Origin of the sequence: Nitrosococcus watsonii C-113 (genome assembly GCF_000143085.1) — a bacterium.
GTDB classification, from domain to species: domain Bacteria; phylum Pseudomonadota; class Gammaproteobacteria; order Nitrosococcales; family Nitrosococcaceae; genus Nitrosococcus; species Nitrosococcus watsonii.
Genome location: NC_014315.1, coordinates 1,211,451 through 1,223,876 on the forward strand (window position 1 = coordinate 1,211,451; position 12,426 = coordinate 1,223,876).

General features: G+C 47.7%; 8 protein-coding genes. All 8 read left to right on the forward strand.

Annotation, left to right across the window (positions count from 1 at the left end; genetic code table 11):
* The first annotated feature begins 23 nt into the window (after positions 1-23).
* The 8 genes from NWAT_RS05620 to NWAT_RS05655 all read left to right on the forward strand — a co-directional run bounded on the left by NWAT_RS05620 (position 24) and on the right by NWAT_RS05655 (position 12,371).
* Positions 24-623: a DUF938 domain-containing protein gene (locus NWAT_RS05620; RefSeq protein WP_013220175.1), complete on the forward strand. Its 600-nt coding sequence runs from the start codon at positions 24-26 to the stop codon at positions 621-623.
* Between the two features lie 191 nt (positions 624-814).
* On the forward strand, positions 815-3,490 hold the full coding sequence (gene aceE / locus NWAT_RS05625; protein ID WP_013220176.1) for a pyruvate dehydrogenase (acetyl-transferring), homodimeric type: 2,676 nt from the start codon (positions 815-817) through the stop codon (positions 3,488-3,490).
* Positions 3,491-3,505: 15 nt separating this feature from the next.
* Positions 3,506-4,855, forward strand: a complete 1,350-nt coding sequence (locus tag NWAT_RS05630; RefSeq protein ID WP_013220177.1) for a 2-oxo acid dehydrogenase subunit E2 — start codon at positions 3,506-3,508, stop codon at positions 4,853-4,855.
* 60 nt (positions 4,856-4,915) lie between these two features.
* Positions 4,916-6,337, forward strand: a complete 1,422-nt coding sequence (gene lpdA / locus NWAT_RS05635) for a dihydrolipoyl dehydrogenase (RefSeq protein ID WP_013220178.1) — start codon at positions 4,916-4,918, stop codon at positions 6,335-6,337.
* Between the two features lie 203 nt (positions 6,338-6,540).
* Entirely contained in the window at positions 6,541-7,110 is a 570-nt protein-coding gene (locus tag NWAT_RS05640; protein WP_013220180.1) for an HNH endonuclease, read from the forward strand.
* Positions 7,111-7,221: 111 nt separating this feature from the next.
* Complete coding sequence (locus NWAT_RS05645; RefSeq protein WP_013220181.1) at positions 7,222-8,181, forward strand: universal stress protein; 960 nt, start codon at positions 7,222-7,224, stop codon at positions 8,179-8,181.
* Between the two features lie 265 nt (positions 8,182-8,446).
* Positions 8,447-11,440, forward strand: coding sequence for a DUF748 domain-containing protein (locus tag NWAT_RS05650; RefSeq protein WP_013220182.1), 2,994 nt, complete (start codon positions 8,447-8,449; stop codon positions 11,438-11,440).
* A gap of 40 nt (positions 11,441-11,480) precedes the next feature.
* Positions 11,481-12,371 (forward strand): metallophosphoesterase family protein, encoded by an 891-nt coding sequence (locus NWAT_RS05655; protein ID WP_013220183.1) that lies wholly within the window; start codon positions 11,481-11,483, stop codon positions 12,369-12,371.
* The last annotated feature ends 55 nt before the right edge of the window (positions 12,372-12,426 follow it).

Below are 12,426 nucleotides of genomic sequence, written 5' to 3' on the forward strand. Positions count from 1 at the left end.
TAACGTTAGAAATTTCAAGTTGAATGTTGATAAAAAATTTTTCACAGGCCTGTGAAAATAATAAAAAGCCTATCTTAGAGATATTAAAAACCGTGCTTAAAGAGCGTGGCGAAGTATTAGAAATCGGAAGCGGCTCGGGTCAGCATGCGCTGTACTTTGGAGAACATCTCCCCCACCTGGAATGGCAGCCGACCGAACTGCCGGCGGGGATAAGCGCATTGCGAGATAATTTAAGCATGGCCTCCCTTCAAAATATTCTGGCGCCGAGGGTGCTCGATGTCTGTCAGCACCCCTGGCCCATAAGTTCCACCGCTAACATCTTCACTGCCAATACTTTGCACATCATGGCCTGGTCTGATGTTCGTCATTTTTTCAAGGGCGTCGGGCGGATACTCAATCCAAATGGTTTGCTATGCGTTTACGGGCCATTTCGCTATGGCGGGAACTACACTAGCGAGAGTAACGCCTATTTCGATAGGTGGTTGAAAGATCGAAATCCTGAAAGTGGTATTCGAGACTTTGAGGACATAAACTTGCTTGCCCAGGAACAGGGATTAGAACTGCTTCATGATTACTCGATGCCAGCTAATAACCAGTTACTGATCTGGAAATTAAGCCATTGAGCGGTGTAAAAGTAACACGCTACCCCTTGCGCTTGGTGTTTACTCGGCGGCACAGGCCGGGGTAGAGCGCCTTGGATAAGTCAGAACTCATTATTCGGGTGAGTAAAGGGCATCCTTGCCTATAGTGGGGAATAGTCTTAAGCTTTTATAGTATTGATTTGGCATTCGAAATAGACAGGATCGAAGGCGATATGGCGGAGAATAAGGCACAGACCATTGAAGATATTGAGGCTCAAGAAACCCGGGAATGGCTGGAGTCTCTGGATTATGTCTTGCAGCAAGGCGGCCCCCAACGTACGGTACGGCTGCTGGATCGTTTGCGGCTTCATGCCCAAAAGGCAGGGGTAAGTCTGCCTTATCCGGCCAACACGCCTTATATTAATACTATTCCGGTGGAGCAAGAGGTTTCTTTTCCTGGCAGCCAGGAAATCGAGCGGCGTATTCGGAGTTTGGTGCGCTGGAATGCCATGGCCATGGTGGTGCGGGCTAACCGGGAAGAAGAGGGGATTGGCGGCCACATTTCCACTTTCTCTTCAGCGGCTACCCTCTATGAAGTTGGCTTTAACCATTTTTTCCGAGCCAGAAGCGAAGAGCAAGAGGCCGATATCGTTTATTTTCAGGGCCACGCCTCGCCGGGTTTCTATGCCCGCGCCTTCCTCGAAGGCCGCTTATCCGAGCAGCAGCTAGAGAATTTTCGCCGGGAGCTGAAACCAGAAGGAGGCTTGCCTTCCTATCCCCATCCTTGGCTCATGCCTGATTTTTGGGAGTTTCCCACAGTCTCCATGGGACTCGGTCCCATTATGGCCATTTATCAAGCCCGGTTTAACAGTTACTTAGAGGACCGGGGGCTGAAAAAGCCTTCCGGACAAAAAGTCTGGGCCTTTATCGGGGATGGGGAAACCGACGAACCAGAAACCCTGGGGGCTATTAGCCTGGCCGTTCGGGAGCGTTTGGATAATCTTATTTTTGTCGTCAACTGCAATCTCCAGCGGCTCGATGGCCCGGTGCGGGGCAACGGAAAGATCATCCAGGAATTGGAAGCTATTTTTCGGGGGGCCGGCTGGAACGTTATTAAAGTGATTTGGGGCCGGGATTGGGACCCGTTGCTGGCCAAAGACTATGAAGGCGTGCTGGTCCGGCGGATGGAACAAGCCGTCGATGGAGATTATCAAAAGTACGCTGTTGAATCTGGGAGCTATATTCGCAAACATTTCTTTGGCACGGATCCTCGCCTTCAGGAGATGGTCAAACACCTTTCGGACGAGCAATTACGCCGCCTACGCACGGGAGGGCATGATCCAGAGAAAGTCTATGCGGCTTATAAAGCGGCGGTAGATCATCAGGGTTCACCGACCGTTATTCTGGCTCGAACCATTAAAGGCTATGGCTTGGGTGAAGCGGGTGAGGGGAAAAATATTACCCACCAACAAAAGAAATTAAACGAGCAGGAACTTCGTGATTTCCGGACTCGCTTCGGCATTCCTATTTCTGATAACCAGGTAGCCCAGGCGCCTTTCTATAAACCGCCGGAAGACAGTCCCGAGTTTAAATATCTTCATGAACGCCGCCGGGCTCTAGGCGGTTACCTGCCGGCGCGGCAGGTGCATGGTGAGTCCCTGCAAGCGCCTTCCGAAGAGTTTTTTACCGAGTTTTATGCCGGCACTGGTGAGCGGACCATGGCCACCACCATGGCTTATGTCAGAGTGCTGACCAAATTGCTCCGCGACCCGGAAATTGGCAAGCTCATTGTCCCTATTATCCCTGATGAGGCACGAACCTTTGGCATGGAATCCCTTTTCCGTCAGGTGGGAATTTACTCCCACGTGGGCCAGCTTTATGAGCCGGTGGATAGTTCCACCCTGCTTTATTATAAAGAAGCCACCGACGGACAGATTCTGGAGGAAGGAATCACCGAGGCGGGCTCTATGTCCTCCTTTATTGCCGCAGGCACAGCTTATGCCACCCATGGAATCACTACCATTCCTTTTTTCACTTTCTATTCCATGTTTGGCTTTCAGCGCATTGGGGACCTTATTTGGGCCGCCGGGGATATGCGCTGCCGCGGCTTTCTGGTGGGAGCAACGGCAGGCCGCACCACCCTTGCCGGTGAAGGGCTTCAGCATCAGGATGGTCAAAGCCAAGTGCTGGCCTACTCCGTTCCTAACTTGAAGGTCTACGATCCCGCCTATGCTTATGAAATTGCGGTCATTATCCAGGATGGTATGCGCCGTATGTACCAACAGCAGGAGGATATTTTCTATTATCTAACGGTGACCAATGAGCTCTATCCCATGCCCGAGATGCCCGAAGGGACCCGTGAAGGAATCTTAAAGGGTATGTACCGGCTGAAAACTGCTGCCAACCCGGAGGCGGGGCTGAGGGCGCAGCTCTTCGGTAGTGGTGCTATTTTGAATGAAGTCCTAAAGGCCCAGAAGCTGTTGGAAAATTACCAGGTAGCGGCGGATGTTTGGAGTATCACTAGTTATAAAGAGCTCTACCTGGAGGGCCATACCGTGGAGCGCTGGAATATGTTGCATCCGCTGGAAACACCCCGGGTGCCTTATGTGAGACAATGTTTGCAAGAAGCTCCAGGGGTTTTTGTGGCCGCTTCGGATTATCTGAAAGTGTTGCCGGATTCCATTTACCGTTGGTTTCCCCGGCCAGTGGTTTCCCTCGGGACGGATGGGTTTGGCCGCAGTGACGGCCGCCGGGCCTTACGCGATTTTTTTGAAGTCGATGCCCGGTTTATCACGCTGGCAACCCTGGGAGCATTGGCCCGTGAGGAAAAGGTGGCGCCTGCCCTGGTGCAACACGCCATCCAGGATCTGGATATCGATCCGGAAAAAGCCAATCCCATGATTACTTGAGAAGGATATTATTCCGTGGTGCGTGAATTTAAGCTTCCCGAATTAGGCGAGAATGTTGAATCTGGTGATGTGGCCAAAGTGCTGGTATCTCCAGGAGATACTTTAGAAAAGGATCAACCGGTTTTAGAACTTGAAACCGACAAGGCGGTAGTGGAAATCCCTTCAACAGTTAGCGGTAAGATCAAGGAGTTAAAGGTTGAAATAGGAGATCAAGTGGCCATTGGCCAAGTTATTCTTACCTTGGAAGAAGGGGAAGAGGACATCCAAGAGGAGGCTCCTGCTGCTAAAGAAGAGGCAAAGCCTGAGCAGGATGACAAACCCTCTGAAAAAAACGCAGCCGTAACAGGTGGCCAGCAGCCAGCACCTAAAGTCTCTCGAATGGAGGCTCGCGAGGAGAGGGGGATAAAGAGGGATGAGATCACAGCCGCCCCTGAAACAACGGTTTCGGCGCCTGCTCCAGCGACCCCATCAGTGCGGCGATTAGCTCGGGAGCTCGGCGTTGATATTCACGAGGTCACAGGGTCTGGCCCGGGTGGGCGGATTTCCGGGGATGATGTGAAGCATTATGTCCGTGCTTTGGTATCCCAGCGGACCACGCCATCATCAGCTCCCGGAGTTGTTTCTCAAGCGACTCCCTTCCTTCCCCTGCCAGCGTTTGAAAAATGGGGTGCGGTGGAGCGGGAGCCCATGAGCAAGATACGCCGCAAGACGGCGGAGCAAATGAGCCAAGCCTGGACTATTCCCCATGTGACCCAGCATGATCAGGCGGATATTACCCGGCTTGAGCAAGCCCGGAAGCGTCTTGCTAGGCGGGTAGAGCAAGCAGGCGGCAAACTCACCCTGACCGCTATTGCCTTGAAGGTAGTTGCTGCCGCACTGCGAGCTTTCCCCCGCTTTAATACATCCATAGATGTGGACGCTAAAGAGCTGGTCTATAAACAGTATTGTCATATCGGCGTGGCGGTGGATGCGGAGCATGGCCTGCTGGTACCCGTCCTTCGGGAGGTCGATCAAAAAAATATCGCGCAGCTAGCGGTAGAGCTAACAGAGCTTGCCGAGAAGGCGAGAAGCCGAAAAATCGGTCCCGAGGAAATGGCCGGAGGTTCTTTTACCATTACCAACCTGGGTGGTTTAGGCGGCTCCTATTTTACCCCCATTATTAATTGGCCGGAGGTTGCTATTTTGGGTCTCTCCCGAGCTAAGTTGACTCCCCTTTATAGAGAAGGAGAACTTCAGCCCCGGCTGCTTCTGCCCCTTTCTCTGTCTTATGACCATCGGGTCATTGATGGCGCCGATGCGGTTCGTTTTTTGCGCTGGATTGCGGAAGCGTTGGAAGATCCCCTCTTGCTGTCCTTGGAGGGGTAGAGTTATGGTGGTAGTTGGGCTAACTGGAATCATGTATGAAACCAATAAGAGGAAATGGGTATGGCTAATGAAGTGGAAGCGACGCAATTAGCCATTATCGGAGGCGGGCCAGGTGGCTATGCGGCTGCCTTTTTAGCCGCTGATTTAGGTCTGGAAGTCACCCTTATCGATGGAGAACCCAACCCCGGGGGTGTCTGCCTCTATCGAGGTTGTATTCCATCAAAAGCTTTATTGCATGTGGCTAAGGTGATTGGCGAGTCAAGGGAAGCGAGCGCTTGGGGAATCCACTTTCCCGAGCCGAAAATTGAACTGGATAAGCTTAGATCCTGGAAGGAGCAGGTAGTGCGTAAGCTGACGGGTGGGTTGGGGCAACTCTCCCGGCAACGGAAAATCAACTATATCCAGGGACGAGCCGGGTTTAAGGATGCCCGCACCCTAGAGATAAAGAAACAAGAAGGCGGGGCCCAATTACGGTTTCAAAATGCAATTTTGGCTACCGGTTCTTATCCGGCTTCCTTGTTGCCTCATCTTTCCCTGGATAGCCCCCGCTTACTGGATTCCACTTCTGCTTTGGAAATTCAGGATATTCCCAAAACTTTGCTGGTCGTTGGTGCCGGTTATATCGGTTTGGAGATGGCGACCGTTTATGCCAGCCTTGGCTCACAGGTCACGGTGGTTGAAATGACCAAAGGTGTGTTGCCGGGTGCGGATAGGGATTTGGCTTCGGTACTGGCCAAGCGCTTGGAGGGTGTTCTCCATAACCTACTGTTCAAGACCAAAGTCACCCGTATGGAGGAAGAGGCTAAAGGTATCCGAGTCCATTTAGAAGGAGCGGAGGAGGGCGAGCATCTCTTTGATAAGGTGTTGGTTGCTGTAGGGCGTAAGCCCAACTCCGCTATCCCGGGGCTTGAACATACCCAGGTAGAACTTAATGACAAGGGTTTTATTCAAGTTAATGCCCAGCGTCAGACCGCGGACTCGGCAATTTTTGCCATTGGGGATGTGGTAGGAGAACCGATGTTGGCCCATAAGGCCAGCCATGAAGGCCGGATTGCGGCGGAAGTCATTGCTGGGCGGCGGGTTTTCTTTGAGCCCCGGGCTATCCCCGCGGTAGTGTTTACCGATCCGGAAGTGGCCTGGTGTGGTCTGACGGAGACAGAGGCTAAAGCAGAGGGGCAGGCGATCCAGGTTGCTCGTTTTCCCTGGGCTGCCTCTGGCCGAGCGGTTACCCTGGATCGCACCGATGGCTTGACCAAGCTCATTATCGATCCAGAGACGGAGCGCGTTCTAGGAGCGGGTATTGTGGGGCCAGGGGCGGGAGAACTTATCGCCGAATTGGTTCTCGCCGTAGAGATGGCTGCGGTGGCTTCGGATATTAAGCTCAGTATTCATCCCCATCCAACTCTTTCAGAGACAGTGATGGAAGCAGCGGAAGTCTTTTTTGGCCAAAGTACCCATCTTTATCGTCCTGCCAAAAAATGAGGTGCTTGCTTATTAATTAATCCTCCGAGATTTCACATCAAAATTCTCAGCTATCCTAAAAAAGAGATGGGAATTTTCTTAGGAGAAAAGATGTCTAAGGGAGGTACGTTAATCCTTTCATTTAATTTTATAGCAAGAAGGCAGATGATTTTATACGTTACCTTTGATGCTGAAATGCTCCGAGTATTGACGGAGGATAATGAATGATCCCGCCTATCCTACGACTTGATGTTACGGGGGCGCCAACCGCTTGGATTCCTTGGCAAGAAGCGGTGGTACTTTATGTCAAGGAACGAGTGACATGGACCGCGGGCAATATTATTTATCGAGTCCGGGGGGGGATTAGCCGATTAACGGGACAACAATCTCACTTGGAGCTAAGCTCAATTATCGCCTGTAAAGGTAAAGTTGTTCGGCATAAATATGATCTAATTCCTCCCTTGAATAACCGTGAATTGTTCCATCGCGATCACTATATCTGTCTTTACTGCATGGGTGCTTTCCGGGACAGCCAGCTCACCCGTGATCATATTATTCCCCGCTGTCAAGGGGGGGATGATTCCTGGACTAACGTAGTAACTGCTTGCCGTAGTTGTAATCAGAAAAAGGATGGGCGTACGCCGGAAGAAGCGGGGATGACCCTTCTTGCTGTGCCCTATGTCCCGAACTATGCGGAATGGTTGGTCCTTAAAAACCGCCGCATTCTGGAAGATCAAATGGAATTCCTCAAAACCCGCTTTCGCCGTCACGGAGAACGGCTATCCTTCTCCTAAAGCCAAGGTTGCAGTCGTCACTTCAGAAGCGGGGGAGCTTTGAAGGTAGTCAGCTTTTTTATTCCTCTATGTTTTTTATTTAATGAGATAGACTGATTTTGGGTAACTGCCATGGCCAGGCGTCAACGGGTACTGATTGTTCTTAATCCAAATGAATTAGATTCTCAACCGGAACCAGCGCTGGAGCGCGGGGTATTTATTGCCAGAGAAACTAATGCGTTTCTGGAGCTATTTGCGAGCGAATATCATCCCTCATTTACGCCCCTTATTGGTAAACCCTCACAGAATGAGTGGAAGCCTGAAACCTATATCCGCTTTGCGCTATCGCGATTGCAGGAAATTTCTGAAATGCTGATCCAGCAGGAGCAGTTGGACGTTTCGGTCGATGCCGCCTGGAACCGCCATCAGTACGATGGGGTTATGGAGAAAATATCTCGAATTAAACCGGATCTAATAATCAAGTCTACTCGCCATGATAATCAGTTGAATAGAACGTTTTTTAATTACGCTGATTGGCATCTTATCCGAAATTGTCCTTGTCCACTCATGCTAGCTAAGAGCGAGGACCGTTGGGAAACGCGCACTATAGTAGCTTGCGTTGAGCCCTCTCATCTCCATGGTCACATGGAAACCCTGGACAGTTCGATAATTGAAACCGCGCAAGAGCTTGCATATCGCCTGAGAGGAGAACTTCATATCTTTCATGCGATTGAATTTATGCCAGAGCCTATATTTAGGCTTTGGCAGCCAGGGTCTAGCTATAAAACCCATAAAAAAGAAACTCGCCAAAAGCATGAAGCGCTTTTAAATAAATTGCTCAGGCCTTATGGAATAGGAACCCAGCGAGTCCATGTTTTTGAGGGTGGGCCAGCGGAAACTTTACTATCTTTTGCGCAAGAAATAAAAGCTAGTCTCGTTGTTATGGGAGCAGTTTCCAAAGGCACGCTAGGAAATTTATTGATTGGTAATACCGCGGAGAAAGTACTGGATTCTTTGCGCTGCGATATTTTGGTTGTCAAGTCTAATCCTCTTGAGGCTAAAGAACTGAATGCTGAACTCGTTTTTGGCTGAAGGTTTTTGATTCCTTTGAAAGAATTCCACTCGGTAAAATGAGAGAAAGGTAATTAAGTAATGGGTATGGTGCAATGTTTGGATCGGTCGGCGTTTGGTTTGCCCATAGTCTCTGTAACGTATGCTCCTTAGGTATTAGAGTATGAACAATAAAAAATATTTATAAATCCCATTTGCCGAGAGAGTTATTATGCTATCCGGGCGATAATCTTTGAAAACAAGAAATGCAGTTTTTTCTTAAAGGATTCTTAAAATATTATTTAATATGGTAGATTCCGCGCTTAGCAAGGCAAGTACTTCCTCGTCCTGGGTCGGAAAACGATGGGTACGCAACACTGCTTTAGGGGTGGTAATTATACTTCTTATCTATACCTTGGTTGGTTTTTTCCTAGCCCCTTATTTGCTAGAGAAGAAACTGATCAATTCCTTAAAAGAAGATTTGGGTGTAGAAGCAAAAGTTAAGGGAATCACGTTGAATCCCTATGCGTTGACTCTAGCAGTTAATGATTTTTCCTTTCACAAGCCGGGGCAGCCTAAGCTGTTTGGTTTTAAGCAATTCTATGCTAATTTTGAGCTTTCAAGTATCTTTCGTAAAGCATGGACCTTCCAAAAAATTAGTCTAACTAAACCTTATCTGAGGTTGCAAATCAATAAAAATGGTCAGGTTAACCTTGCAGAATTATTGCCTACGGCTGAAACGCCGGTGCCAAAAGAGAATAAAAAAGAAGTACCGTTAATAAGCGATCAGATTCTCATCACTGGAGGGAATATCGATTTCATTGATTTGACTCAACCTACTCCCTTTAAAAAATATCTGGAAGCGGCTGATGTGGATTTAAGGAATTTTAGTACCTTACCCGAGAATGATGGTAGTTATTCCTTTAAGGTCGCCACCCGAGCGGGGGGAATCCTGCATTGGAAGGGAAAAGTCGCCCTAAACCCTTTACGCTCTAAAGGACATTTTAAACTTATGAGAGTTAAAGCCCGCGCACCATGGAAGTACTTTCGCGACCAAGTAGCCTTTGAAATCATCAGCGGCCGGATTGGTGGGCGTGCAAACTACACCCTGGAGAGGCAGGAAGGGGCGCTACAGCTTAGTTTGGATGGGGTAACGTTTGCCTTGACCCAATTAGGACTTAAGCCTAAAAAAGGAGATAGGGAAATTCTTACGATACCAAAATTCGGATTTTCCGGAGGGCAGCTACGATGGCCAGAAAAAATCATTGGGGTTAAGTTTGTCTACATGGGCGGGACTCATTTACGAGCCTGGATGAACAAACAAGGCGTATTAAACTGGCAAAAATTATTCAAAAATAAAACAGCCGAAAAAAAAATGACGGATTCGACCGCTAATTCTCCATCTTCAAGCTGGCGGGCGGCGATAAAAAAAATCAAGGTTGAAAACGTTAGTGCCAGCCTGCAAGATCGCACGACCGAGCCATCAGCCGCGCTGAATGTTAGCGATTTGGGTTTGCAGCTTATTAATGTTACTACCATACCCGGTCTGAAATCTGATTTTAATTTGCAATTTCACCTTAACAAGCAAGGTCAGTTTTTAGCTCGAGGTCATGTCATGGCGTTGCCCCCGTCCGCTGATTTAGAAATCCACCTAGAACCCCTTTCCCTGTTGCCTTTCCAGCCCTATCTGAACCGTTTTCTTAAACTGAAGCTGATTTCAGGTAACCTGGAGGTAAAGGGAAATATCGCCTACGCTCAAAGTAATAATGCTCCTAACTTACAGTTTAAGGGCAAACTGGCTCTGCAAAAATTCGCCACGGAGGATACTTTGCTAGATAAGCGTTTGCTAGCGTGGGATAATCTAAAATTTGAACAGGTATTGGTTGATTTATTTCCTTCTCGCATTCATATCGCCAATATAGCATTGGATGCTCCTTACGGAAAAGTGACGATTAACAAGAATAAAAAAATCAATATCAAAGAAGTATTAAGTCCCTTAGCAGAGAAGCAAGCCAACCAGCCTGTGACTCCTTCCTCTACTTCCGCATCCAAACCGTTTCCTATTGCTATTGATTCAATTCGAATTAAAAAGGGTTCGGCTGATTTTGACGATCTAAGCGTATTTCCGAAATTCTCCATGGGTATCCATTCGCTTCAGAGTGAGATCAAAAATTTATCCTCGACGGGCCAAGGTAGAACTTCCATTTCTTTGAAGGGAACGGTGGAGTCCTATGGAGAAATGAGCATGACAGGAAAGAGTGATCTCTTTGATCTAGAACGCGCCACCGAGTTCAGTGCCCTTGTTAGGAATATTGCTCTTCCTGAATTTACGCCTTATGCAGTGGAATTTTTGGGATACCCGATAGAGAAGGGGAAATTATCCCTTGATCTCAGTTATCAGATCAAAGAAGACCAAATCCAGGGTAAGAATGGGATTCTATTGAAAAACTTGGATCTAGGAAAAAAAGTTGAAAGTCCAAAAACCATCGATGCGCCCATAAAGCTTGCAATTGGATTGCTTAAGGATTCCCAAGGGAAAATTGATATTCAGGTACCTATTCAGGGGAATTTGAATGCCCCCCAGTTTAGCTATGGGCACCTTATCGGTGGGGCCTTGACGGGTATTATTGGTAAGGCCATTTCCTCGCCGTTTAGAGTGTTAGGAAATTTAGTCGGCGCTAAAGAAGATGTAGATTTGGGATTTATTGAATTTGGACCTATGAGTAGTAAATTGTTACCTCCGGCCCAGGAGAAGCTTTTACAGCTGGCTCAGGCTCTAAAGAAACGTCCGGAATTGCAGTTACAGATACAAGGCAAGTATGATCCTATCACGGACTCTAATGCTTTAAAAAAAGAAAAGTTTGAAGCAATTCTATCAGATCAACTTAAACAGCAAAGCGGTGCTTCTTCGGACGAAAAAGAGAATGCCCTTGCCCGGCAGCAAGCATTAGAGCAGCTTTATTTAAAGCAGTTTTCTATTAAGTCTCTTAATCAGCAACGCACTCAATATGGACTTCAACCAGTGAAGGCAGGCGAGGGAAGCATTGAGTCAAGTACTACTTCTTCTCTAGGGAAAGAATCCTCTTCCTATTGCAAAGCACTTGAGAAAAAACTTATTGAATCACAGCCAGTCAGTGAAAATAAACTCCAGCAGCTAGGGCAGGAACGGGCAAATACCATTAAGTCATATCTGGTCAATAAGGGTGATATTCCGCAAAAACGCCTAGAGATCCTTCAAACCGAATCGACTCGATCACCGGCGAAAGATTTCGTCCGTTGCCAGCTTCATCTCAATAGTTAGAATTTAGAGACGGGAACTTGATAAAGTTTTATAATTCCTTATGTTGAATCTTGTACACATCTCTGATCTTCACTTTGGGAACCCTTTTTTGCCTGAGATTGGTGAGGCCTTACTGCATAAAATTAATAGCTTATCTCCCGATCTTCTGGTGATTAGTGGTGATATCACCCAGCGGGCCAAACCAGAAGAATTTAGGGCGGCCAAGGCTTATCTGGATCGTATGCCCCCGATACCCCAGCTAGTAGTTCCTGGGAACCATGACATCCCTCTTTATCGAATTTTTGAAAGACTTTTTCAGCCTTATAAACTTTATTGTCGTTATATTTCTGAGTCGCGTAATACCGTACTGCGGCAAAATAATGCTGTCATTGTAGGTTTAGATTCTACTAATCCCTATTTTGCGTTTACTAACGGTCGAATTCGCCGAGAGCAATTAGATTTTTGTGCTGAGGCATTTGCCACGGCATCGCCGGAAACAGCGAGAATTGTAGTCACCCACCATCATTTTGCGCCAGCACCGGATTATAAAGGCGGTGAAATAATGCCTAAGGCTAAACGGGCGCTGGATTTTTTTACTGGACTAAAGGTTGATCTTATCCTGGCGGGTCATTTACACCGTGCTTATATAGGAAATTCATTGGATGTTTACCCGGGGGAAGATCGGGAGCATGGTATCATTATCGCTCAATGTGGCACGAGTACTTCACGGCGTGGCAGGGTGCGGGAGCAAGAAAAGAACTCGTTTAACCGGATAGAAATTATGAAGGATACCATTCGTATTTTTCATTACATGTATTTTACAGATTATAAAGACTTTCATCCAACGGCCCAGCATGAATTTGCTCGGCTAAGCCAGCGTAATTACTTAGCGGAGAGTTCCCTCGATAAAAATAATAAAGAAAAGCTGCATACCGATTCAGGAAAAATCTAATTTTCTATGGTAAGGCGAGGATGCCGCTAGAAAAATTCATTAAAATAATAAGGAA